At 73.0% G+C, this 23,787-nt stretch carries 24 protein-coding genes and 1 tRNA gene; 7 read left to right on the top strand and 18 right to left on the bottom strand.

Annotated elements, in window-relative coordinates:
- Positions 1–54 precede the first annotated feature (54 nt).
- Both O3597_RS10110 and O3597_RS10115 read left to right on the top strand, forming a co-directional pair.
- On the top strand, positions 55–270 hold the full coding sequence (locus O3597_RS10110; protein ID WP_164449904.1) for a phosphatidylethanolamine-binding protein: 216 nt from the start codon (positions 55–57) through the stop codon (positions 268–270).
- Positions 267–728 (top strand): hypothetical protein, encoded by a 462-nt coding sequence (locus tag O3597_RS10115; protein ID WP_281603954.1) that lies wholly within the window; start codon positions 267–269, stop codon positions 726–728. The genes O3597_RS10110 and O3597_RS10115 overlap by 4 nt, the downstream gene beginning before the upstream one ends.
- 11 nt (positions 729–739) lie before the next feature.
- Here O3597_RS10115 and O3597_RS10120 read toward each other — a convergent pair whose 3' ends face one another.
- Complete coding sequence (locus O3597_RS10120) at positions 740–940, bottom strand: hypothetical protein (protein ID WP_164449906.1); 201 nt, start codon at positions 938–940, stop codon at positions 740–742.
- A 130-nt stretch (positions 941–1,070) separates the two neighbouring features.
- On the opposite strand from O3597_RS10120, the gene O3597_RS10125 reads away from it, so the two are divergent.
- Complete coding sequence (locus O3597_RS10125; RefSeq protein WP_281603955.1) at positions 1,071–1,718, top strand: hypothetical protein; 648 nt, start codon at positions 1,071–1,073, stop codon at positions 1,716–1,718.
- A 6-nt stretch (positions 1,719–1,724) separates the two neighbouring features.
- On the opposite strand, the gene O3597_RS10130 is transcribed toward O3597_RS10125, so the two are convergent.
- The 9 genes from O3597_RS10130 to O3597_RS10170 all read right to left on the bottom strand — a co-directional run bounded on the left by O3597_RS10130 (position 1,725) and on the right by O3597_RS10170 (position 11,827).
- Positions 1,725–1,910: a hypothetical protein gene (locus O3597_RS10130; protein ID WP_164449908.1), complete on the bottom strand. Its 186-nt coding sequence runs from the start codon at positions 1,908–1,910 to the stop codon at positions 1,725–1,727.
- 72 nt (positions 1,911–1,982) lie between these two features.
- Positions 1,983–2,180, bottom strand: a complete 198-nt coding sequence (locus O3597_RS10135) for a hypothetical protein (RefSeq protein ID WP_093402430.1) — start codon at positions 2,178–2,180, stop codon at positions 1,983–1,985.
- 45 nt (positions 2,181–2,225) lie between these two features.
- Positions 2,226–3,983, bottom strand: a complete 1,758-nt coding sequence (selB, locus tag O3597_RS10140; protein WP_281603956.1) for a selenocysteine-specific translation elongation factor — start codon at positions 3,981–3,983, stop codon at positions 2,226–2,228.
- 2 nt (positions 3,984–3,985) lie between these two features.
- A complete protein-coding gene (selA, locus tag O3597_RS10145; RefSeq protein ID WP_281603957.1) occupies positions 3,986–5,290 on the bottom strand; it encodes an L-seryl-tRNA(Sec) selenium transferase in 1,305 nt (434 codons plus the stop codon).
- A gap of 20 nt (positions 5,291–5,310) precedes the next feature.
- A tRNA-Sec gene (locus O3597_RS10150) sits at positions 5,311–5,406 on the bottom strand.
- Positions 5,407–5,461: 55 nt separating this feature from the next.
- Positions 5,462–6,481, bottom strand: a complete 1,020-nt coding sequence (gene nrfD, locus O3597_RS10155) for an NrfD/PsrC family molybdoenzyme membrane anchor subunit (RefSeq protein WP_281603958.1) — start codon at positions 6,479–6,481, stop codon at positions 5,462–5,464.
- A complete protein-coding gene (locus O3597_RS10160; protein ID WP_281603959.1) occupies positions 6,478–7,536 on the bottom strand; it encodes a 4Fe-4S dicluster domain-containing protein in 1,059 nt (352 codons plus the stop codon). Before O3597_RS10160 ends, nrfD begins: the two co-directional genes overlap by 4 nt.
- Positions 7,536–10,829: a formate dehydrogenase gene (gene fdh, locus O3597_RS10165; RefSeq protein ID WP_281603960.1), complete on the bottom strand. Its 3,294-nt coding sequence runs from the start codon at positions 10,827–10,829 to the stop codon at positions 7,536–7,538. Before fdh ends, O3597_RS10160 begins: the two co-directional genes overlap by 1 nt.
- A 395-nt stretch (positions 10,830–11,224) precedes the next feature.
- The gene (locus tag O3597_RS10170; RefSeq protein ID WP_281603137.1) at positions 11,225–11,827 is read right to left on the bottom strand and encodes a hypothetical protein; all 603 of its coding nucleotides are present in this window, start codon (positions 11,825–11,827) and stop codon (positions 11,225–11,227) included.
- Positions 11,828–12,384: 557 nt separating this feature from the next.
- On the opposite strand from O3597_RS10170, the gene O3597_RS10175 reads away from it, so the two are divergent.
- Both O3597_RS10175 and O3597_RS10180 read left to right on the top strand, forming a co-directional pair.
- The gene (locus tag O3597_RS10175; protein ID WP_164446809.1) at positions 12,385–12,726 is read left to right on the top strand and encodes a hypothetical protein; all 342 of its coding nucleotides are present in this window, start codon (positions 12,385–12,387) and stop codon (positions 12,724–12,726) included.
- Positions 12,723–13,394, top strand: coding sequence for a nucleotidyl transferase AbiEii/AbiGii toxin family protein (locus tag O3597_RS10180; RefSeq protein WP_164446810.1), 672 nt, complete (start codon positions 12,723–12,725; stop codon positions 13,392–13,394). Before O3597_RS10175 ends, O3597_RS10180 begins: the two co-directional genes overlap by 4 nt.
- 54 nt (positions 13,395–13,448) lie before the next feature.
- On the opposite strand, the gene O3597_RS10185 is transcribed toward O3597_RS10180, so the two are convergent.
- The gene (locus O3597_RS10185) at positions 13,449–14,351 is read right to left on the bottom strand and encodes an SDR family oxidoreductase (RefSeq protein WP_281603961.1); all 903 of its coding nucleotides are present in this window, start codon (positions 14,349–14,351) and stop codon (positions 13,449–13,451) included.
- A 183-nt stretch (positions 14,352–14,534) separates the two neighbouring features.
- On the bottom strand, positions 14,535–15,686 hold the full coding sequence (locus O3597_RS10190; RefSeq protein WP_164446812.1) for a geranylgeranyl reductase family protein: 1,152 nt from the start codon (positions 15,684–15,686) through the stop codon (positions 14,535–14,537).
- Positions 15,687–15,792: 106 nt separating this feature from the next.
- Between O3597_RS10190 and O3597_RS10195 the strand changes: the two genes are divergently transcribed.
- On the top strand, positions 15,793–16,029 hold the full coding sequence (locus O3597_RS10195) for a hypothetical protein (RefSeq protein ID WP_164446813.1): 237 nt from the start codon (positions 15,793–15,795) through the stop codon (positions 16,027–16,029).
- Positions 16,030–16,075: 46 nt separating this feature from the next.
- On the top strand, positions 16,076–17,554 hold the full coding sequence (locus O3597_RS10200) for an MFS transporter (protein WP_281603962.1): 1,479 nt from the start codon (positions 16,076–16,078) through the stop codon (positions 17,552–17,554).
- Positions 17,555–17,563: 9 nt separating this feature from the next.
- Here O3597_RS10200 and O3597_RS10205 read toward each other — a convergent pair whose 3' ends face one another.
- The 6 genes from O3597_RS10205 to O3597_RS10230 all read right to left on the bottom strand — a co-directional run bounded on the left by O3597_RS10205 (position 17,564) and on the right by O3597_RS10230 (position 23,768).
- Positions 17,564–18,262 carry a hypothetical protein gene (locus O3597_RS10205; RefSeq protein WP_164446814.1) on the bottom strand — a complete coding sequence of 233 codons (699 nt, stop codon included), beginning with the start codon at positions 18,260–18,262 and terminating at the stop codon, positions 17,564–17,566.
- Between the two features lie 207 nt (positions 18,263–18,469).
- Complete coding sequence (locus O3597_RS10210; RefSeq protein WP_281603963.1) at positions 18,470–19,573, bottom strand: DUF3626 domain-containing protein; 1,104 nt, start codon at positions 19,571–19,573, stop codon at positions 18,470–18,472.
- A gap of 93 nt (positions 19,574–19,666) precedes the next feature.
- Positions 19,667–20,296 (bottom strand): MBL fold metallo-hydrolase, encoded by a 630-nt coding sequence (locus O3597_RS10215; protein ID WP_281603964.1) that lies wholly within the window; start codon positions 20,294–20,296, stop codon positions 19,667–19,669.
- Positions 20,296–21,381: an S-(hydroxymethyl)mycothiol dehydrogenase gene (locus tag O3597_RS10220; RefSeq protein ID WP_281603965.1), complete on the bottom strand. Its 1,086-nt coding sequence runs from the start codon at positions 21,379–21,381 to the stop codon at positions 20,296–20,298. The genes O3597_RS10215 and O3597_RS10220 overlap by 1 nt, the downstream gene beginning before the upstream one ends.
- A 188-nt stretch (positions 21,382–21,569) precedes the next feature.
- Positions 21,570–23,054 (bottom strand): NAD(P)/FAD-dependent oxidoreductase, encoded by a 1,485-nt coding sequence (locus tag O3597_RS10225; protein WP_281603966.1) that lies wholly within the window; start codon positions 23,052–23,054, stop codon positions 21,570–21,572.
- A 63-nt stretch (positions 23,055–23,117) separates the two neighbouring features.
- On the bottom strand, positions 23,118–23,768 hold the full coding sequence (locus tag O3597_RS10230) for a phosphotransferase (protein WP_164446818.1): 651 nt from the start codon (positions 23,766–23,768) through the stop codon (positions 23,118–23,120).
- Positions 23,769–23,787 lie beyond the last annotated feature (19 nt).

A 23,787-nucleotide genomic window follows, 5' to 3' on the forward strand; every position in this document is an offset into this window, starting at 1 on the left:
ACCGAACCGGCCACCGCCGCCGCGGCGACGAGGCGCCGAACAAAGGAGACAGTGATGCCCGGACCTCGACCCGGCAGCAACGCCTACGACAAGCAGCGTGCCCGCCTGCGCAACGCCATCGACGGCTCGGGCCGACGCACCCCGGACCAGAAGGCCGACGAGGCGGCGAACCGGATCCTGCGGGAGGACCGGGGCCGGCGCGGGGTCGTGCGGGGCGACCGCGCCTACGGACCGAAGGGCAACCGCGAGCCCGGAGATCCGAAGAAGTGAGGGCGAACGACCTGACCGACGGCCTCATCGCCGGGGCCGTCGGCACCACCGCGCTCAACATCGCGACCTACCTGGACATGACGGCCCGGGCCCGGCCGGCCAGCCAGACCCCGGAGCGCAGCGCCGGCAAGGTGGCCCGCATCGCCCATCTGTCCCTGGGAGCGCCGCAACAGGCGGACAACCGGCGCAGCGGCCTCGGTGCGCTGATGGGCTACGCCGTCGGTGCCGCCGCCGTCGGCTTCGCCCTGCTGACCCGGGGCCGTCGACAGCCGCTGTTGCGGGCTGCCGTCCTGCTCGGCGGAGGCGTGATGACCCTGTCGGACGGATCGCTGACCCTGCTCGGCGTCACCGATCCGCGCACCTGGCGCCGCGTCGACTGGCTCGCCGACATCGGCCCGCACCTCGCCTTCGGGCTGACGGCCGCAGCCACCTGGAACCGGCTGCGGCCGTCGAGGTAGGACCGGTCCGGCTAGTGGTCGCTGTCGTCCTCGGCGACCGGCTGACCGCTCGGACCGTACGGCGACACCTGACCGTGCGGCACCGGACGGCCGGTGTCGCCCGGCGACGAGCCACGGTTACGGGGATGGCCCACCGGATCGGGGCCCTTGTTGTCCTGGCTGGTCTCACCGAGGGCGTTGCGCCGCAGTTCCTGCTGCTGCGGGTTCGTCACGGTGCTCTCCCTTCGCCGGTACGCGGCGCGCTGCCGCGTTCACCTGCGGCTTACCCGCCCCCGTCGGCGGCATTCCGGCACGGTCGGCCCGGCGAGGGCTAACCGTGCCGCCGGTGGGTACACCCCGAGGATGGGCGACCAACGGGCGCTGGCGCGGGCCCTGCTGACCCGCCGCACGTACGCCGAGGAGGCCGGCATCGCGCTGGCCGACCGGCCGGCGCCGCTGTACCAGCTGCTGGTGCTGGTCACGCTGCTCAGCACCCGGATCAGGGCGCAGGTCGGGGTGGCGGCGGCCCGGGAACTCTTCGCGGCCGGCTACCGCACCCCGCAGGCCATGGAGGCCGCCAGTTGGCAGCAACGGGTCGACGCACTGGGTCGCGGCCACTACCGCCGCTACGACGAGCGGACCGCCACGATGCTCGGCTCCGGCGCCCGGCTCTGTCTGGACCGCTGGCACGGCGACCTGCGCCGGCTGCACCGGGAGGCGGCCGGCGAGCCGAGGCAGCTGCGTCGGCTGCTCACCGAGCTCCCCGGCATCGGACCCACCGGGGCGGACATCTTCCTGCGCGAGGTGCAGTCGGTCTGGCCGGAGCTGCGCCCGTACGCCGACCGACGGGCGGTGGCCGGGGCCCGACGGCTCGGTCTGCCGGCCACCACGGACCGGTTGGCCCGGCTCGTCGACGACGTCGACTTCGGTCGGCTCGCCTCGGCACTGGTCCGGGTCGCCCTCGGTGAGGAGTCGGCCGGGCAGATCAGCCGCGCCGCCGCCACCCGCTGAGCGCCGTCACTTCGCCGCGTCACCGCCGGGCCTGGTCAGATACCACACCAGCAACGACGCCAGCAACGCCAGCACCACCAGCCCGCCGGAGAGACCGCGCCCCTCCTCCGGCGACCGGCCGGTGGTGCCGAAGTAGATGACGGCGAGGCCGGCGAGCACCGCGAGGAACTTCCGGATGCCTCGGTCCTTCACAGTCGGCACCGTACGCGCCACCAGACCCGATTGGTGGTTTTGCGGCATTATGTCCCCCGCAGGAGGGAGCGTTCAGTCGACCTCCAGATCGTCGAGGGAGATCTTGTGGCTCATCAGCCACCGGGCCAACGCCGACATGCCGAACAGCCACAGCGGCGCGGACTCGGTGGTGCCGTTCGTCGCGTAGACGGCGAACCGCAGGTCCGGCGCCCGGTACGCCTCGATCCGCCACCGGTGCTGCCGGTCCCGCCAGACCGCGGAGGGGTCCATGCCGTCACCGTAGGTGTCCGGGCCCGGTCCGGGGCGACGATGCGCTCAATCCACCACCACGACCCGGGCGTCGTCCGGCAGTCGCCGGGTCAGTCCCCGCCGGTCCAGCAACTCCAGCAACGGCACCGCCACCCGGCGGGTCGTGTCGAGCGCCTGCCGGGCGGCACTGAGGGTGAACGGCTGCGGCAGCCCGCTCAGCACCCGGACCGCCTGCTGCGGCGCGCCGGGCGGCAGCAGCACGTTACCGGTCAGCCGCAGCAGCGCCCCGGCCCGCACCGCCGCACCGATCTCCCGGGCACCCAACCCGACGGCGGCGAGCCGCGCGGCGTCGGGAGCGCGAAACGGGTGCGCCGCGTAGTCCTCGCCCACCAGGGCCAACGCGCGCGCCACCGGCTCGGGCAGCGCCGCCGTGCCGGTGGCCACCACCCGACCGGCGACCAGCCGCAGCGGCGACCGGACCAGCGCTTCGACAAGCAACCGGTCGGGCAGGTCGAGCTGCCGGCGTAGCTGCTCGACCGGGACACCCGCCGCCAGCGGATGCGCGGCGGCGTGCTCGGCCACCGCCACGGCCAGCCGATCGCCCAACCGCCGCCAGTGATCCGGATCGGCCAGCCAGTCACCCGCCACCGGCGTCCGGGTCACCGGCACGCCCGCCCGGGCCAGGTCGCCGACCCGGGCCAGACCGCGGCGGCCCAGCTCACCGGCGAGATCGGGACGGCCGTCCAGGGTGGCCAGCACCGCCGCCCGGGCCGCCGCGGCGCCCCGACGCGCCAACGGCGGCGGCAGCACGTCGAGCACGGTGACCGCGCCGGCTACGTAGCGGCGGCCCGGATCACGCAGCAACGCCCGCTCCCCCACCAGCAGCGGCAGCGGGCGGCTCAGCCGCAACCGGGCGGTGTCCGACCCCAGCGGACGGATCCGCACCGGCACCGCGGCCGAACCGACGTGCAGCGTCAGCGTCACCGGCAGCTCAGTCACCGCGACACCGGCCACACGTACGTCGACCAGGTCGGTGGGGCGGAACCGACCCGGGGTGAGCAGCGCGTCGCCGCGGCTGACCCGGTCGCGGGCCACGCCCCGCAGGTTCACCGCCACTCGGGCCACCGGCAGGGCCTCGTCGCAGGCGGCACCGAGCCGATGCAGGCCCCGGACCCGCGCCGGTTCGCCGCTGCCGGCCAACTCCAGTTGGTCGCCGACGCGCAGCCGCCCCGCACCCAGGGTGCCGGTCACGACGGTGCCGCTGCCCCGCACCGTGAAACAGCGGTCCACCCAGAGCCGCACCGGGCCGTCGGGCACCGGGGTCGGCATCCGGTCGGCCAACCGGTCCAGCGCGGCCCGCAGCTCGGGCAGGCCGGTGCCGGTCACGGCACTGACCGGCACCGCCTCGACCGCGGCGAGCGAGGTCCCCGCCAGCTCCGACCGGGCCCGGGCCAGGGCCGCCGCCGGATCGGCCAGGTCCACCCGGGTCACCACCAGCAGGCCGTACCCGACACCGAGCGCGTCCAGGGCTGCCAGGTGCTCGGCGGACTGCGGCATCCAACCCTCGTCGGCCGCGACCACCACCACGGCGGCCGGCACCGGACCCACCCCGGCCAGCATGTTCGGCACGAACCGCTCGTGCCCCGGCACGTCGACGAACGCGACGGTACGACCCGACGGCAGCGCCGTCCAGGCGAACCCGAGGTCGATGGTCATGCCCCGGCGGCGTTCCTCCGCCCAACGGTCCGGTTCCATCCCGGTCAGCGCCCGCACCAGCGTCGACTTGCCGTGGTCGACGTGCCCGGCGGTGGCCACCACCAGCATGGTCAGTCGTCCCCCGACACGGCCAGCACCGCCGCGCGCAGCAGCCCGTCGGCCCGCTCGGGCACGCACCGCAGGTCGAGCAGCAGCCGGCCACGGACCACCCGACCCAGCACCGGTGGGTCGCCGACCCGCAGCGGGCCCGCGTACCGCTCCGGCAGGCTCAGCGCCCACGAGTCCAGCTCGACGCCGGGTGCACCGCCACCACCGACCACCGCCACCGACGGCACCACCTCACCCTTGCGACCCTCGGCGGCGAGCGCGTCGCGCAGCCGTTCGGTCCGCTCACGCAGCACCACCGGGTCGGCGTGCAGCGCCCGACGGGTGGGGGTGTCCTGGTCACCGAGGGTGCCCGCGAGGGCGGCCAGGGTCAGCTTGTCCACCCGCAACGCCCGCGCCAGGGGGTGCCGGCGCAACCGCTCGACCAGGTCGGCGGTGCCGAGCAGCAGCCCGGCCTGCGGACCACCCAGCAGCTTGTCGCCGCTGGCGGTGACCAGCGCCGCCCCGGCGCGCAGGGTGCTCGCGGCATCCGGTTCGTCCGGCAGCAGCGGGTCGGGTACGAGCAGCCCGGAGCCGATGTCGGCGACCACCGGCACACCGAGCCCGGCCAGCCGCCGCACCGGCACGGCCGAGGTGAAACCGGTGATCCGGAAGTTGGACGGGTGCACCTTCAACACGAAGCCGGTACGCGGCCCGACGGCGGCGGCGTAGTCGGCGAGGGTGGTCCGGTTGGTGGTGCCCACCTCCCGCAGCCGGGCGCCGGTGCTGGTGAGCAGGTCAGGCAGCCGGAAGCCGTCGCCGATCTCCACCAGCTCACCCCGGCTGACCACGATCTCGGCGTCGGCGGCGAGCGCGGTGGCCGCCAGCACCAGCGCGGCGGCACCGTTGTTGACCACATGCACCGCCTCAGCGGCGGGTACGGCGGCGGCGAGCGCGTCCACCGCGTCCCGGCCACGGCGGGCCCGCCGCCCGGTGCCCAGATCCAACTCCACGTCGGTGTACCCGGCGGCGGCGGTCACCGCGGCCAGCGCGGCCTCGGAGAGAGCGGCCCGCCCGAGATTGGTGTGCAGCACCACCCCGGTGGCGTTCAGCACCACCCGCGGCACCGGCGGCGGCAACGCGGCCAGCGCGGCGTCGCGTACCCCGGTCGGGTCGATCTCCCCCCGGCGGGCCCGCTCCTGCGCCTGCCGCACCGCGCTGCGCACCCGGTCACGGCCGACCGCGACGGCGGCCGCGACCAGCGCCGGCTCGGCCAGCAACACATCGGTACGCGGCACCCGGCGCCGCGGGTCGGCGCCGCCGTCGCCCATCGGTTCATCTCCTCGCAGCCTGGCGGAGACGGACGGGAATCGAACCCGCCTGGCCCGGATCCCGGACCACACCGGTTTTGAAGACCGGGAGGGGCACCAGCCGCCTGAACGCCTCCACCGGCCATTGGATCACAGCGCGGCGGCGGGTGTGCGGCCGAGCCGACACCACGCTCACCGGTCGGGTTCGACCGCCCGCCGGTCGAGCCGGGCCCGCTGTGGCAGCACCGTGTACTTCGGATCGCGGGCCGAGGCGACTCCGGCGTGGAACACCCCGAAGCGGGTGGCCACCGAGGCAGCCAGCAGCGCGGCACCGGAGACGGCCGAGACCAGTCGGCTACGCCGGCCCAGCACCGCCCCGGCCACCCCGGCCACGGTCAGTGCCCGCCCGGCACGCAGCAGCCGACCGGCACGACCCGTCCGGTACGGCTCACCCAGCAGACCGAGGCGATTCTCCACCCGGTGCGCGCCGAACAGTTCCAGCCCGGCACCGGCCACCGCCAGCCGTCGCGCCGGACCGGCCTGCGCCGGCGGCACGGCCAGCAGACCCACTCCCGCGCCGCTGGCCAACGCGCTGCCCGCGAAGACGAACGGCAGGTCGGGGTACGCCTCGTGCCAGGACGGCACTGCCGTGTCGGCCAGCAGCACCGCCGTGTACGTGCCCAGGGCCGGCGCGGTCACCGCGGCGGCCAACCCGGCGACCCGCCCCACCGGCGGCAACGCCCGACGGGCCAATCCCAGCGGACCCCGGGTGGGCAGCAGCGGCGCCACCTCGGCGACCGCCGCCAACCCGGCGGCCGGACCGTACCCGGTGAGGATCCAGGTGCCCACCGACATCGGTGAGGTCGGCTTGGCCACCCGCAGCATGTGGTGGAACCGATCCGGTCGGCCCAGGTCCTTGACCAGCAGGCCGGCGCTGGCGGTGACGGCGGCCAGCGCGGCGAACCGGCCAGCGCGGCGCAGCGCGGCGCGCCCGGTGAGCTGCCCACCCGCCGCGAGCAGCGACGAACCGGCGGCCAGCCCACCGGTGAACAGGTAGGCGGCGATCTCCCACGTCCACACCGGCGGTTTCAGGATCGGCCGGCCGTAGTAGGAGGTGAACTCCGCCGGCGGCACGGTCAGTTCCTCACCGCCGCGACGGCCGGCCCGGAAGCGGCGGAACCTGTCGCCGACCGCCGGCCGGTGCGGGTTCACCGTCGACCACCGAGGAACGCGCCGACGGCCGCCGCCGTCATGGCCAGCGCGGCCAGCCCCGCCCGGCGCCACATCGCCGGCAGGTCCCGGGTGGTGACCTGCGGATCCGGCGGCAGGCCGTACACCTCCGGCTCGTCGAGCAGCAGGAAGAACGCGCCGTCGCCGCCGACGCCGTCGTCCGGGTCGTGGCCGTAGAGCCGCGCCTGCGTCTCCCCCCGCTCCCGTAGCGTGCCGACCCGGGCGGCGGCTCGTTCCCGCAGCTCGTCGAGGGGACCGTACTGGATGGACTCGGTCGGGCAGGCCTGCGCGCAGGCAGGGGTCAGGCCCGCGCCGATCCGGTCGTAGCAGAGCGTGCACTTCCACACCCGGCCGTCGTCCACCCGGCGGTCGATCACCCCGTACGGGCAGGCCGACACGCAGTAACCGCAGCCGTTGCAGATGTCCTCCTGCACCACCACGGTGCCGAACTCGGTGCGGAACAGCGCGCCGGTCGGGCAGACGTCGAGGCAGCCGGCCCGGGTGCAGTGCTTGCACACGTCCGACATCATCAGCCAGCGGAAGTCGCTGCGCCCTTCGGCGCTGCCGGTGCGTCCGGGTGGACCGGCCGCCGGCATGCCGAGGAACTCGGTCATCCGGGCGGCGGCCGGCGGTTCGCCGGGCAGCACACCCGGTTCGGTTCCGGTCGGGTTGGTGGTGTCGGCCGAGCGGGCGGCTGAGGTCGCACTGGCCGGGTCGCCGATGGGGTTCCCGGCGAACGACGCGGTGCCGTGACCGGCGGCTCGGGGCTGTTCGACGAAGGCCACGTGTCGCCACGAATTCGCCGTCAACGCGCCGGTGTTGTCGTAGGACATGCCGAGCAGGTCCAGCCCGGAGGTCGGTACCCCGTTCCACTCCTTGCAGGCCACCTCGCACGCCTTGCAGCCGATGCAGACGCTGGTGTCGGTGAAGAAACCCATCCGCGGTGGGGCGTCGACCCAGCCGGCCGCGGCCGCCGGGTCGGCGGCCTGCGGCGACGACCGTGGCGGTGCGGCGGGCCGGTGTGGCGGGTCGGCCATCAGCGGTTCCCCTCTCCGTCGCCGGTTGGCCCGGGTGGCTCGACCGGTACGCCGGGGGTGACCGCCGGCGGTACGGCGCCCGGCACGATGCCGGCCCTGGTGCGGTAATCCTGCACCAGGTCCCGCAGCGCCGCCCCGGTGGGCCGGCGCCCCGGCCGCACGTCACAGGTGCCGATCTTGCTCTCCTGGATCAGCACGTTCGGGTCCAGGGTGATGCCGAACAGGTCGTTGGCCGAGTCCCCGGTGACCAGCCCCTCGAAGCCGAAGTGGTACGGCAGCCACAGCTGGTGGATCACCCGACCGTCGACGGCCAGCGGCACCAGCCGATCGGTGACCAGGACCCGGGCCTCGATCGCCGCCCGGGCGGTGATCAGGTGCGCCCAACCGAGGTGGGTCAGCCCGGCCAGCGCCGCCAACTCCGGGGAGACCTCCACGAACATCTCCGGCTGCAGTTCCGCCAGCGGCGCGACGGTCCGGCTCATCCCGCCCGCAGTGTGATGCTCGGTGAGTCGGCTGACCGTGAACACGTACGGGAAGACCTGATCGTGCTGCTGCGGTGGACTCGGGTTGGTCGAGTTCACCGGATGGGCGTACATCTTGCGGGTCGGATTGGCCTGCTGGCCGTAGAGCGGGTTGCGCACCGGCGACTCGGCCGGCTCGTAGTGCGTCGGCAGCGGCCCGTCCAGCACCCCGCTGGGCGCGTACAGCCAGCCCTTACCGTCGGACTGCATGATGAACGGATCGTCACCGGCCAGCGCCGCCGATCCCGTGGCGCCCTCCGGCGGCCGGTACGACGGCGGTTTCGTCACCTCGAAGTCCGGCACGTCGCGGCCGGTCCACCGGCCGGCCTCGGCGTCCCACCACACGTACCGCTTCCGCTCGCTCCACGGGCGGCCCTGCGGGTCGGCGGAGGCCCGGTTGTAGAGCAGCCGCCGGTTCGCCGGCCACGCCCACCCCCACTCGGCGGCCACCCAGTCCTGTTCGTGTCCGGGCCGACGGCGGGCCGCCTGGTTGACCCCGTCGGCGTACACCCCGGTGTAGATCCAGCAGCCGATCGCGGTCGTCCCGTCCTCGCGGGCCTGCGTGAACGCCGACAGCGGACGACCGGTCGTCGTGTCGTACCCGTTGATCTCCCTCAGCACCGCCTCGGCGTCCGGCTCGGCGTGCCGGCCGTGGGTGGGGTAGTCCCAGGTCAGATCGAGCAGTGCCCGGTCGCGCGGCAGGGCAGAGCTGGCCAGCTTCGCCCGGATCCGGCGCCCCAGGTGGTAGAAGAACCACAGCTCGGAGCGGGCGTCGCCGGGCGGGTCGACCGCCTTCTCCCGCCACTGCAGCAGCCGCTGGGTCTGGGTGAAGGTGCCCTCCTTCTCCACGTGCGAGGCGGCCGGCAGGAAGAACACCTCGGTGGCGCACTGTTCCGGCACGATCTCACCGGTGGCCACCTCCGGGCCGCGCTGCCAGAACGTCGCACTCTCGATCATGAACAGGTCGCGGACGACGAGCCAGTCGAGGTTGGCCATGCCCAGCCGCTGGGCCCGGCCGTGCGCCGAACCGACCGCCGGGTTCTGGCCGAGCAGGAAGTAGCCCTTCACCTTGCCGTCGATCATGTTGAGCACCTGCTGGTAGGTGCCGTGATCACCGGTCAACCGGGGCAGGTACCCGTAGCAGAAGTCGTTGTCGGGGGTGGCCGCGTCCCCCCAGTACGCCTTGAGCAGGCTGGCGGCGTAGGCGCGGGCACCGCCCCAGAAACCCTTCTGACCCGGGTGCCGGATGCTGTCCGTCCAGGCGTCGAAGTCGGGATGCCGGGCGTGGTGCGGCATCGGCAGGTAGCCCGGCAGCAGGTTGAACAGGGTCGGGATGTCGGTGGAGCCCTGGATGCTGGCGTGCCCTCGCAGCGCCAGCACCCCACCGCCGGGCCGACCCACGTTGCCCAGCAGCAGTTGGATGATCGCCCCGGTGCGGATGTACTGCACGCCGACCGTGTGCTGGGTCCAGCCGACCGAGTAGATCAGGCAGCCGGTGCGTTCCCGCCCGGAGTTCTCCGTCCAGGCCCGGGCCAGCTCCAGGAACTTGTCCCGAGGTACGCCACAGACCCGTTCCACCATTTCCGGGGTGTAGCGGGCGAAGTGCCGCTTGAGGATCTGGTACACGCAGCGCGGGTGTTGCAGCGTCTCGTCCCGCTGCACCTGCCGGGCGACCGGAGCACCGTGCGACTCGTGGCGCAGCCCGGCCGCGGTCTCCCGCTCCCGGGCCGTGTGCCCGCTGCCGGAGTCCCGCTCGTGGCCCGCGTACTGCCAGCTGTCCTGCACGTAGCTGGCGGTCGCCGGGTCGAAGCCGGAGAAGAGCCCGTCGGCGTCCTCGGCGTCGACGAAGTCGTCACTGACGATCGTCGCGGCGTTCGTGTACGCCAGCACGTACTCCCGGAAGTCCAGCTCGTTGCTGAGGATGTGGTTCACCACCGCACCCAGCAACGCGATGTCGGTGCCCGCCCGGATCGGCAGGTACGCGTCGGCGACCGCGCTGGTACGGGTGAACCGCGGGTCGACGTGGAAGACCTTGGCCCCGCGCCGCTTCGCCTCCATCACCCACTGGAAGCCCACCGGATGGGCCTCGGCCATGTTGGAACCCTGGATGACGATGACGTCGGCGTTCGCCACGTCCTGCTGGAAATCCGTCGCGCCACCGCGACCGAAGCTGGCCCCCAGACCGGGGACGGTGGCGGAGTGTCAAATCCGGGCCTGGTTCTCGATCTGAAGCGCCCCCATCGCGGTGAACAGCTTCTTGATGAGGTAGTTCTCCTCGTTGTCCAGGGTGGCCCCGCCCAGACTGGCGATCCCCAGCGTGCGGTTCAACGGCCGGCCCTCGGCGTCGACGTCCTCCCACGTGTCGGCGCGCGCCGCGAGCACCCGGTCGGCGATCATGTCGAGCGCGGTGTCGAGATCCAGGTCCTCCCACTCGGTGCCGTACGGCCGCCGGTAGCGCACCGTGGTCTGGCGTAACGGGCTGGTGACCAGGCTCCGGCTGGCGGCACCCTTCGGGCAGAGCCGGCCCCGGGAGATGGGGCTGTCCGGGTCACCCTCGATCTGGGTGACCCGCTCGTCGGTGACGAAGACCCGCTGCCCGCAGCCGACGGCACAGTACGGGCAGACGGAACGGGCGACCCGGTCGGCGTCCTGCGTGCGGGCGGTCAACTCGGCACTGCGGCTCGAACACGCCGCGGCACCCCGACCCAACGGGTCGGTGCCGGTGAGCTGCCGGTAGACCGGCCAGCCCAGCAACCTGTCCCGCAGCCCCACGCTCGACACCTCCGGTCTCGACCTTAGGACAGCGGGCCGGGATCGGCGACCCACCTACCGGAACCACACACGACGTCGCCCCCGGCCCGAGGACGGGCCGGGGGCGACGAAGGTGCCGGTGTGCAGGTCGCCTCTCGGCGAGTGGCGCGACGCGGCTCCAGCCGAACGGTATTCCGCGACGGCAATTTAGGTGAGGCCCGGGGACACTGGACACACCGACACCCGAGTCAACAGGTTACCCGCTCCGCTTCTTCCTACCCCTGTCGTGACCACCGCCACAGTAGGAGCCGGTGGTCTCCGCAGACGCCGCTGGCCGGCACCCGGGTTCGGGTGCCGGCCAGCGGTTTTCTGCTCCCCCTGTGGAGGAATGTCTTCGGTTGTCGCCTGGTCGGTTGTCAGCTGGTCCAGTGCTGGGCGACGAGGTCGGCGGCCTGCTGTTCCCACTGGGCGTAGTGGTCGGGGTACGCCGACACCTGCACCGTCTGCGCGGCCTGGGTCAGCGGCATGTCCTGCCAGCCGTCGACCTGCTTCAACCCCTTGAGGAACGCCAGGGTCGAATACTCGGGGTCGGTGATCTGCTCCACCGTGCCCCAACCGGAGGACGGGCGCTGCTGGAACAGGCCCTGCGAGTCGTGGTCGTTGCGGTCACCCAGGTGACCCAGGTTCTCCAGCTTCGACTCCTGCAACGCGGTCGCGATCGACACCACGGCGGCACGCTCGTCCATGCCGGCCTTCTTCGTCGCCGCGATGATCGCCTTGACGTTGTCGATCTGCTCGTCGTTCAGCTCGACGTGCGACTGGTTGGACGGGGTGCCGTGCGGCAGCAGCCGGCCCATGTCCGGCTTGTCGGCCCGCACCACGTCGGCCTGCACCGCCGCGACCGGGTTGCTCGTGACCGGGGTGGTGTCGGCGTGAGCGGCCACCGGACCGGCGAACAGACCACCGGTGAACGCCAGACCCGCGATACCCAGCACGCTCTTCCGCAGCATCGTGTTCATCACAGAAGCTCCATTCGGGGGTCGACGCACACACACCCACAGGGGGGGACGGGGCGCGCGTACGCAAGCACCACAAAGGCGCCCAAACAAAAAGGGGGGAAAGTCCTCCGGCACGCGGGGCGTATCGCCGCTTCGCATCGCCGGGACCATGTCCAACGACCACCGGCCCGCCATCATTCCCGGGGGCCCGCACCCACCCTGGCGGGCGGTGTCTTCCTCGGCCGTTCACCCGTGCACAACGCCCCCGGGCCCGCACCCATTCCACCCCGAGCCCACGCCCGGAACCCGACACCCACCCCCAAACCCCGACAACCGCCCCCGACAACCCGCAATCTTGGTCCGACAACGCCCCCCAAAGGGCACAACTGCACCAAGATTCACACCCAAACGCCGGCACGACGAGGGTGTGGCCCGCCGTGCCCGGCGCAGGGATCAAGCCTGACCGCCCGGAGCCGGGCACGGCGGGCCACACCCCCAACCGCAACCGACACCAGCCCGCAGCCGCCCCGAACAGGTCATGAGTTCGAATCGACCCGATCTGGGGTTACCCTGACACCATGCAGGCGGTCTCCCCCACCACGACCGGCGTGGCGCACCTGGCCCGACCCGGCCGGCCCGCCGTGGTGGCCCGGACCCTCGCCGAGCTGCGCGGACCCACCCGAGGAGTGGTGGAGTTGCCGGTGCGACTGATGTGGTGCGCCGACCGGGCGTTCGACCTCGCCGACCCCGACCAGTTGCTCTGGCTGTACGAGAACGTGCTGCGCGAGACCACGAACGTCGAGGATCTGCGTCGGCTGGTCGACGGACGGACGCTGCGCCGGGTGTGGCAACTGCTCAATCTGCCCCGGGGCGTACGGCTGGCGTGGGAGAGCCGACACCCGGGTCTCCGGCCGGCGTGACCAGGGCATCCCCCGACGCGCACCCCCACGAGTTCTACCGGGAGGTCGCCCGGGTCGCGCTGACCGTCGCCGGGCCGCACCGCTTCGTGCTCGGTGGCGGGGTGGCCTGGGCCGCGTACGGGCTGGTCACCCGGCCCACCGAGGACGTCGACCTGTTCGCCGACGTGGAGGGGGCCGCCGCCGCGGCAGCCGCCGACGTGCGGGCCGCGCTGGAGTACGCCGGGTTCCAGGTCTCCGACGCCGACCCGGCCAGCGACCTCGGTTACCTCTTCGACGGCTTCGACCGGGACCTGCGGGACTTCGTCGTCGCCCGGGACGGCCGGCGGATCCGCCTCAGCCTGGCCCGTCTCGACCGGCACCGCAGCCCGGTGGTGATGGACCTCGGGCCGGTCATGGACGTCCGGGACCTCATCGCCAACAAGACCGCCGCCCTGGTCAACCGGCGCGAGGTACGCGACTACATCGACGTGGCCTCCGCCCTGGCGCACCGGTCGGTGGCGGAGTTGCTGACACTCGCCCGGCAGCTCGATCCCGCCCTCGATGACGACGACGTGCGGGCGGCCGGCCGGTACCTCGACCGGATCCCGGACGCCCGGTTCACCCGCTACGGTCTCGGCCCCACCGACATCGCCCAGGTCCGGCGACAGCTGGCGGACTGGCCGCGCTGACCCGGCCCCGCCGACCGGCCTCGGGTCGACGGGAGCACCGGGTCGACGGGGATGTCACTTGGTGAAGCGGCCGCCGGTGACGCCCAGGATCTCACCGGTGATGAAGCTCGACTCCTGCGAGGCGAAGAAGACGTACGCGGGTGCCAGCTCCGCGGGTTGACCGGGCCGACCGACCGGGGTGTCGGTGCCGAACTGCTCGACCTTCCCCTCCGGCATGGTCGCCGGGATCAGCGGGGTCCAGATCGGACCCGGTGCCACCGCATTGACCCGGATGCCCCGGTCGACCAGGTCGGCGGCGAGTGCCTTGGTGAAGTTCGCGATCCCCGCCTTGGTGGTGGCGTAGTCGAGCAACTGCGGCGACGGGTCGAAGGCCTGGATCGACGACGTGTTGATGATCGTCGACCCCTCGCCCAGATGCGGCAACGCCGCCTTGCACAGCCAGAACATCGCGTACAGGTTGGTCTTGAACACCCGGTCGAACTGCTCGGTGCTGATGCCGGCGATGCCCTTGTCCTGCGCCATCTGGTAGGCAGCGTTGTTCACCAGGATGTCGATGCCACCGAGGTCGGTCACCGCTCGTTCGATCAACGCCGAGCAGTTGCGTTCGTCGGCGATGTCACCCCGGATGGCGACACCCTTGCGACCGGCGGCCTCGATGAGACGTACCGTCTCCCGGGCGTCCGCGTCCTCCTCCTCGCCGAGGTAGGAGATCAGCACGTCGGCGCCCTCCCGGGCGTACGCGATGGCGATCGCCCGACCGATACCCGAGTCACCGCCGGTGATCACCGCCTTCTTGCCGTCGAGCTTGCCGGTGCCCCGATAGGAGTCCTCTCCGTGGTCCGGCTTCGGCGTCATCTCGTCGGTACGACCCGGTGGGCTCTGCTGCTGGTTCGGCTGCCCTGACTGCTGGCCGTACTGCTCGGTCGGGTCCTGCTGGGTGTACTGCGTCTCGCTCACGGAGGTCTCCTCGCCCGGAATCGTGGGGGTGCCGACCCGCAAGCACCTACCCGGGCGAAGTCGGCGGAAACCGGCCGGCGACCCGGACGAGAGTCGTCGGCGGAGCAGCGTGTGTCACCACCCGTAAGGCATCCTAGGATCCTGGATGGCTGCTCCGTCGGACGGTGGACCGGCCAGCCAGGCTCAGCCGGCGGTGCGGCTGCGCCTCGGGGCGGGCAGGCGATCCGCGAGCGCCAGTGCGGCCCGCACCGACACCCGGCCGACCACCTCGTCGAAGTCGGCGCGGCCCAGGCAGAACCGGGTGAACGCGCGCCAGCCCGGCGGCGTGGCGAGCGCCCGGTGGCAGAGCGCCGGGCGCTGGGCGAAGACGTCGAGCAGCCGTTGCCCGGCCCGCATGGCCGGGACGAGACGTTCGGTCACCGACCGCTCGTAGCCGGCGAGATCGGCGCCGGCCACCGCCGCCCCGGCCAGCTCGCCGGAACGCAGCGCATAGCTGATCCCCTCCCGGGTCCAGGGCTCCAGCAGACCGGCGGCGTCACCGGCCACCAGCACCCGCCCCCGCCGCAGCGGCGAGTCGTCGGACCGGCAGCGCGTCAGATGGCCCGAGTCGTGGACCGGCGACACGTCGGCGAGCCCGAGGCGGTCAACGAACCGCCGCAGGTACTGCCGGGTCCGCTCCCCCTCCCCTCGACCGGCGATCACCCCGACGGTGAGCCGGTCCCCCTTCGGGAACACCCAGGCGTACGAGCCGGGCAACGGCCCCCAGTCGAGCAGCACCCGGCTCCGCCAGCGCGCCTGCTCGGGCGGCGGTACCGGCAGCTCCAACTCCAGCCCCAGGTCCACCTGACGATGGCGCACCCCGACATGGCGGGCGGTCACCCCGGACGAACCGTCGGCACCGACGACCGTACGGGCCAGCAGCACCTCGCCGTCGGCAAGTCGCAGCCGTACGCCGTCGGAGTCCTGCTCCACCGACCGGACCGTCGCCCGCTCGCGGACCTCGGCCCCGGCGGCCACCGCGGCGGCCCGCAGCCGGTCGTCGAACTCCTCCCGGCGCACCATGCTCACCAGCGGCCCGGCAGCGTGCCGGCGGGTGAACCCGCCTCGCCCGTCGAGGGTGAAGGTCACCCGGTCCACCGTGTCGTGGGCGGGCACCTCGATCCGTCCGGCCACCGCGGCCAGCGAGGCGCCGATCAGACCACCGCCGCAGGTCTTGTAGCGCGGATGCGCGGCGCGCTCGACGACAAGCGTGCGCACCCCGCGACGGGCGGCGGCGTACGCGGCGGAGAGCCCGGCCGGGCCACCACCGACCACCACGAGTTCCCAGACGCTCACCGATGCAGGGTAGATCAGCCGAGGCGCGGGCATCTTCCCCGCCGCACCGGGTAACCGCCGGCCGCAGACCGCCTGCCGCAGGCGGACCAGGCGCGAGGAGGACACCATGCAAGAGGTGCGGCTGTCGGAGGACGAGGCGCGGGTGTACGACGCCGTGGCGGCCCTGGAGGCCCGCGGCCAGGTACCGTACCCCGACATGATCGCCCAGGAGTGTGGACTGACCGAAGAGCAGCTGCAGACCCCCCTGCACCTGCTGACCGAGAAGAACCTGCTGCACCGGGAGGACTCGCCGATGGCCGGCCTGGACTTCGGCCCCCGATTCTGCGCGCAGCAGTTGGCATGACCGGCAACCGCACCCGTCGACCGGCGCCACGGCGTCGGACCGCCGGTTGAACCCCGCGAAGTCCAGCGGTCCGACGGGATCCGAGGCGACGTCGTACGAGCGGCGCCGCTGGCAGGCGCTCGGGGTGGGACTGGTCGCGGCGTTCATGACGCTGCTCGACATCAGCATCGTCAACGTCGCCCTACCGTCCCTGGAGCGTGCCCTGCGGGCCGATCCGAGCGACCTGCAATGGGTGTTGTCCGGGTACGCGCTGAGCTTCGGCCTGGTCCTCGTGCCGGCGGGACGCTTCGGTGACGTCCGGGGGCGACGCAACGCGTTCGTCTTCGGCATCGCCCTGTTCACGCTGACCAGCGCGCTGGCCGGGCTGGCCCAGTCGCCCGGTTGGCTGGTCGCCGCCCGGCTGCTGCAGGGTGCCGCCGCCGGAGTGGTGAACCCGCAGGTGACGGGCCTGATCCAGCAGTTGTTCGCCGCACCCGAACGGGGTCGACCCTTCGGTTGGCTCGGTGCCACCATCGGCATCTCCACCGCGATCGGTCCGTTGCTCGGTGGCCTGCTGATCGCCGCCGGCGGCCCGGACCACGGCTGGCGGTGGGTCTTCTTCGTCAACGTGCCGGTCGGCATCGTCGCGGTACTGCTCGGCTGGCGGTTGCTGCCCGGCCGGGTCACCCCACGCGGTGCGCGACGCCGGTTCGACCCGGTCGGGGTGCTGCTGCTCGGCGTCGGCGTGACCCTCGTGCTGCTGCCGCTGGTGCAGCGCGAACAGTGGCCCGGCGCGACGAAGTGGTTGCTGCTGCCCGTCGGCCTGGCCATCCTCACCGGCTTCGTCGCCTGGGAGCGCCGCTACGCCCGACACGGCCCGCCGCTGTTCGACGTCCGCCTGTTCAGGCACCGGTCGTACGCCCTCGGCTCGACGATCGCGCTGCTCTACTTCGGCGGGTTCACCGCGATCTTCTTCATCTTCACCCTGTACCTGCAGAACGGGCGTGGCTACAGCGCCCTGGTCGCCGGTGCGGCGATCACCCCGTTCGCGCTCGGCTCCGCCGTCGCGTCCGCCGTCGGCGGGCGGCTGGTCAACCGGTACGGCCGCCCCCTGGTCGCCGTCGGGCTGGTCGGCGTGGTGACCGGTCTCGGTCTCGCGGCGCTGGCCATCGAGCTGGCACCGAAAGCGCCCGTGCCCTGGGTGACCGCGCTGCCGCTGCTGCTCGCCGGCATCGGCAGTGGCCTGGTGATCGCGCCCAACCAGACGCTCACCCTGACGGAGGTGCCGGTTCCGCAGGCCGGCAGTGGTGCCGGGATGTTGCAGACCGGGCAGCGGATCGGTTCGGCCGCCGGGATCGCGGTGGTCGGCGCGGTCTTCTTCTCCGCACTCGCCGACGGCGCGGACGCCTGGTCGAGAGCGTTCGAACGGTCGCTGCTCACCTCGGCCGCGATCATCGCGCTGGCCCTGGTGGCGGCCACCGTCGACATCGTCGCCAACCACCGTCGCGGCCGGCCCCGCGAGCGGGGCCGGCCGGTCGGTCGGTGATTGGCGGGATCACCAGAGCTGGGAGACGATGTCCGCCGCCTGCTCCTCCCACTGCGCGTAGTGGAACGGGTAGGCCGACACCTGCACCGTCTGCGCGGCGGAGGTCAGCGGCAGATCGCGCCAGCCGCCGACGTTCTTCAGCGCCTCGAAGAAGACGGTCGAGGAGTACTCGGGATCCCGGATCTGGTCCACGCTGCCCCAGCCGGTGGACGGACGCTGCTGGAACAGGCCCTGCGAGTCGTGGTCGTTCCACGCGCCGAGGTGTCCGAGGTTGTAGAGCTTCGACTCCTGCAGGGCGGTGGCGATGCCGATCACGGCACCACGCTCACCGACACCGGTGCGCTTGGCCACCTCGATGATGGTCTTGGCGTTGTCCCGCTGCGCGTCGTCGAGCGGGACACGCGACTGGGCGCCCTGCACACCGTGCGGGATCAGCTCGTCGCGGGTCGGCTTCCCGGCTTCCGGCTGGTCGGTGCTGCCAGCGGTGGTCAGCCCGGACTCCACCGGCACACCGGTGCTGGTGCGACCGGTGGCCCGGTCGATCGCCGCGACCGCGCCGGAGTGCGGGCCGGTGGTGATCGGCGCGGCGACGGCGGTGGGGCCGAAGGCGAGTCCGGCGAGGGCGGTGGCGCCCACCACGCTGAGCGCGGTCTTCCGGTTCGGGATCGTCGCGATGGCCGGGAGCCATCGAGTGAAGTCCAGCTTCACGATGGTTGCCCTTTCGATCGGGTACGAGCCGCTCGGGGTTGAGCCGCTCTCGAGGGCTGCACGGGGCCGGCGACGTTTGCCGACCGGCACTATGGGGACACAACTCGGCTGGCATGTCCGCCATTCCGGAAATGCTGTGATCGTGGTCGGCTGCGACCCAGGTCACGACGGGGGCATGCCCAGCGGGGCACGAAACGGACGGCCGCCTCAGACCTCGTACGGGGCTCCGAAGCGCACCAGAACGTGCCAGAGCTGCTTGAGGTGCTGCATCGTGTCCGGGATCGGGCCACGATCGGCCCATCGGCCCGGGTCGGTCACCACCGACGCGGCGGCCCGGCCGATCAGTGCGGCGTGCAGCGGCTCGCCCGCGCTGGCGAACTCGGCGTGCACCCGGGCCGCCAGCGGTGGGATCGCCGGCCCCCGGAACTCGGCGTCCACCCCGTCCACCGGCAGCGCGAAGCCGCCGTGCCAGCGGATCGGAAAGCCGTACCGGTCGGCGGCGGCGCGCAGCACAGCCTCGGTGTCGGTGCCCCGGAACGAGGGATCGACGACCAGGTCCAGCACGTCCCGATCCAACCGCACCTCGCCGTGCACCTGGGCCTCGACGTAGTCGTCGAGGGCGCGGCCGGCGGCCCGGGGCGCCGCGGCCAGCGCCTCCCGACGGCGCAGCAGCTCACCGGTGAGGGTCACCAGATCTGTACCGGGCCGGCCCAGACACACGCCGGTGTCGACGGTCGCGGCGATCAGGGCGGCCAGCACCGGCTCGACCACGTCGACCGTGCCGACGTCGCGCGGTCCGAGGTGGCTGTCGCCGAAGCAGAAGGTGGTGCGGGCCAGCACCTCGGGGCGCAGCCGCAGGTGACAGGAGCCGAACCGGGGACAGGCACCGTCGGGATGGTCGAGCAGGTTCAGGCCGCCGTACTTCGGCCGCTCCGCCGGGCCGACGCCCGGTCGCTGGTAGGCGCCGCCGAACAGACGCTCCTCCCAGCGGTCGCGGTCACCGCCCCGGTAGGCGGTGAGGCCGCCGTTGGAGATCCGCGTCTCGAACTGGTTGCGGTAGACCCCCTCGGTGGCGAGCGCCTCGGCGACCGTGCGGCCGTCGGCCCGCAGCCGGTCCGGATGGAAGTTGAGGGTGACCCGCCCCTGCCGGCCGATCGCCGCGACCAGCCGCTCCGGTTCGTGGCGTACGCCGGTGCGGGCCAACGCCCGCCCGATCACGGCCAGCGCGGTGGGGCGGTCTCGCAGTGCCACCGCGCGTACGTGGCGCAGTGCCGCCCGTTGGGCGGCGGTCAGCGTCGGATCACCGGACATGCCGGCAGTCTCGTGGCAACCGGCTCCTCCTCGCAGCCCCGTTTCCGGGCCGCCGCCCCGACAGCGGCTCGGACCGCCCACCGGGCACCGAGCTCAGTGCCCCCGGGCCAGCCACTGGGGTAGCTGTGGAGCCTCGGCCCCGATGGTGGTGCTGTCGCCGTGCCCGGTGTGCGCGATCGTGTCCGGCGCGAGGGTGAGCAGCCGCTCGCGGATCGAGTCGACGATGGTGCCGAAGTCGCTGTACGAGCGACCGGTGGCGCCCGGCCCACCGGCGAACAGGGTGTCGCCGGTGAAGACGACGTTCAGCTCGGGGGCGTGCAGGCAGCACGCGCCGGGACTGTGCCCGGGGGTGTGCACCACGGTCAGCGCGGTGCCACCCACCTCGATGGTCTGACCGTCGTCGAGGGTGCCGCCCGGTGGTTCGTCCGGATGCACCAGATCCCACAGCACGCGGTCGGCGGGATGCAGCAGCACCGGGGCGCCGGTGGCGCGGGACAACGCTGGGGCGACCCGGACGTGGTCGTCGTGGGCGTGCGTGGCGACGATCGCGGTCACCCGCCGCCCGGCCACCACCTCGACGATGGCGTCGACGTCGTGCGGAGCGTCGATCACGACGCACTCGGTGTCGTCGCCGACCACCCACACGTTGTTGTCCACGTCGAAGGTCTGACCGTCGAGGGAGAAGGTGCCGGAGGTGACCGCGTGGTCGATGCGGGCGGCCATCAGAAAACCACCACCGAGCGGAGCACGTCGCCCCGGTGCATCCGGGCGAACGCCTCCTCCACCCCGTCCAGGCCGATCTCCTCGGTGACGAAGGCGTCCAGGTCGAGGCGGCCCTGCAGGTACAGCTCGGTGAGCATCGGGAAGTCCCGGCTGGGCAGGCAGTCGCCGTACCAGCTGGACTTGAGGGCGCCACCACGGCCGAAGACGTCGAGCAGAGGCAACTCGATACGCATCTCGGGCGTGGGCACGCCGACCAGCACGACGGTGCCGGCCAGGTCGCGGGCGTAGAAGGCCTGCTTCCAGGTCTCCGGCCGGCCGACCGCGTCGATCACCACGTCGGCGCCGAAACCGCCGGTGGCGGCCTGGATCTCCGCCACCGGGTCGGCCTCCGAGGCGTTGACAGTGTGGGTGGCGCCGAACCGGCGGGCCCAGTCGAGTTTGCGGGAGTCGGTGTCGACCGCGATGATCGTCGTCGCTCCGGCCAGGGCCGCGCCGGCCACCGCCGCGTCGCCGACGCCCCCGCAGCCGATCACCGCCACCGAGTCGCCGCGGGTCACCCCGCCGGTGTTCATCGCCGCGCCGAGGCCCGCCATCACCCCACAGCCGAGCAACCCGACGGCGGCCGGCCGGGCCGCCGGGTCCACCCTGGTGCACTGGCCGGCGTGGACCAGGGTCTTCTCGGCGAAGGCGCCGATGCCGAGCGCCGGGGCGAGTTCGGTGCCGTCGGTGAGGGTCATCTTCCGGGCGGCGTTGTGGGTGGCGAAGCAGTACCACGGGCGACCGCGCCGGCAGGCCCGGCACACCCCGCAGACGGCCCGCCAGTTGAGCACCACGAAGTCACCGGGTGCGACACCGTCCACACCCTCGCCGACCTGCTCGACGATGCCGGCGGCCTCATGGCCGAGCAGGAATGGGTAGTCGTCGTTGATGCCACCCTCGCGGTAGTGCAGGTCGGTGTGGCAGACACCGCACGACTGCACCCGGACCACCGCCTCGCCCGGACCGGGGTCGGGCACCACGATCTCGGTGACCTCGACGGGCGCGCCCTTGCTGCGCGAGATGACTCCTCGTACCTGCTGGCTCACGCTGTCCTCCTACTCCGCACCGGCCCGCGGCCCCGCCGTCGCCGCAGGGCGGCGGCTGCCACCTTCGCCTCCGGTGGCGAACCTACCGCCGCGACGACGGAACGGCACCGCTTCACCACCGGCGACGGCGCGGACGGCAGCGGGTGCGGCGATCCGACCCGGCACACCGGTGGTGTGGTGGGGCGAGCCTACGCATCGACGGCGCTGCGTCGCGACGCGCCGGCCCGGTCGAACCGGATGGTGGCGTCGGTCAGCCGTCCGTACCGCATGGGCAGCAGGTCGCGCAGGTAGTTCTGGTGCAGCCGCCAGGGTGCCCGGGTGCCCTGGCGGGGCAGCCGCGCGACACCGCGCCGCACGTACCCGGAGGTGAGGCCGATCAACGGGGTACGCGGGCCCGGTGGCGGGGCGAGCGGGGTGACGATCTGGGTTCCGGTGCGGTCCAGGTGACGCAACAGCCGGCACACGTAGCCGGCCACCAGGTCGGCCTTGAGGGTCCAGGAGGCGTTGGTGTAGCCGATCGTCATGGCGAAGTTCGGCACCCCGGAGAGCATCATGCCCTGGTACGCGACGGTCTCCGGCAGATCCACGTCCGTCCCGTCCACCCGCAGCGTCATCCCGCCGAGGGCGAGCAGGTCCAGCCCGGTGGCGGTGACCACCACGTCGGCGGGCAGTTCCCGACCGGAGGCGAGCCGGATGCCCTGAGCGGTGAAGGTCGCCACGGTGTCGGTGACGATCTCGGCCCGCCCGTCGGAGAGCACGGTGAACAGGTCGCCATCCGGAACCACGCACAGCCGCTGGTCCCACGGGTCGTAGCGGGGGGTCAGGTGGCGTTCGACGTCGAAGCCGGCGGGCAGCCGGCGGGCGGCGGCGCGGCGCAGCAGCCCGCGTACCAGGCCGGGGGCGCGCCGGCTGAGCTGATAGTTGGCGGTGGCGAGCAGGATGTTCTTCCACCGCACGGTCTGGTGGGCCAGGTGCGCCGGCAGCAGCCGCCGCAGCGCGTCGGCGATCCGGTCGCGGGAGGACAGCGGCAGCAGGTACGTCGGCGAGCGTTGCAGCATGGTCACCCGTGCCGCCTGTCGGGCCAGCGCCGGCACCAGCGTCACGGCGGTGGCGCCGCTGCCGATCACCACCACCCGACAACCGGTGAGGTCGAGATCGGCGGGCCAGTGCTGCGGGTGCACGATCCGTCCGGTGAACCGGTCCTGGCCGGTGAAATGCGGCGTGTGGCCGGCCTCGTACCGGTAGTAGCCGGTGCAGGCGTACAGGAAGGAGCAGGTCAGCACGACGGTGTCGGTGGTGTCCTCGCGGTGGACGTGCACCGTCCAGCGTGCCTGGTGGCTGTCCCATTCGGCCCGTTGCACCCGGTGCCGGAGCCGGATGTGTCGGGTGACGTCGTGCTCGTCGGCGGTACGACGCAGGTAGTCGCGGATGGTGTCGCCGTCTGCCAGGCTCTTCGGGGCGGTCCACGGCGCGAACGAGTAGCCGAGGGTGAACATGTCCGAGTCCGACCGCACGCCCGGGTAGCGGAACAGGTCCCAGGTGCCGCCGGTCGCGGCACGCGCCTCGAGCAGCGCGAAGGTTCGGCCCGGATGGCGGCGCCGGAGGTGGCAGGCGGCTCCGACACCGGACAGACCAGCGCCGACGATGAGCACGTCGACATGCTCTGGGGTCATCTCGTCTCCCGCCCGTCCAGTGATGATCGGAACCCTATCGCCTGCGGCTGACGGGTTGCCGGGTCACGAGGTGAGCAGGGCCGCCGCCGCGTCGAGCAGCGCGAGTTCGGTCGAGCTCTGGGTGGGGTTGGCCCGCCGGATGGCCACGGCCTCGGCGACGAGCGGGGCGGCGTGGTCGCGCAGCGCGTACCGGTAGGCACGCTGCATCTCGTCGGCGCCCGCCGCCATCGGTTGATCCGGGTCGACGGCGACCTGGGCGAGGATCAGGGCGGTCATCGCAACGTCCAGTCCGGGTGGACCGTGCCGGACGTTGCGCCAGTCGAGCAGCACCGGGCCGGCCGGGCTGAGGATGACGTTGTCCGGGTGCAGGTCCAGGTGCAGGATGCGCTCGCCGTCCGGGGCGCCGGGCAGCGGTGCGACGGCGTGCAGTCGGCGGTGCAGTCCGGCGAGGATGGCGGCTCCCGGTTCCACCTCGATCGTGCCCGCCGTCAGCGCCTGGAGCATCGTCGGTCCGGTCACCCGCTGCAGGACCAGGTCCGCACCGGCGGCCCGGTACACCAGGGGCACCGGGAACGCGGCGGCGTGCAGGTGGGACATGAACCGGGCCTCACCGGCCACGTCGGTGCCGTCGCGGTAGCGGCGCAGCACCCGGCCGTCGTCCAGGGCGTAGACGTCGGCGTCGCGACCGGCGGCGAAGGGAGTCGACGCTGCCATGGGCGGCAGGGTAATCGGC

It is taken from the genome of Verrucosispora sp. WMMA2044 (assembly GCF_027497155.1).
Taxonomy (GTDB): Bacteria; Actinomycetota; Actinomycetes; order Mycobacteriales; family Micromonosporaceae; genus Micromonospora; species Micromonospora palythoicola.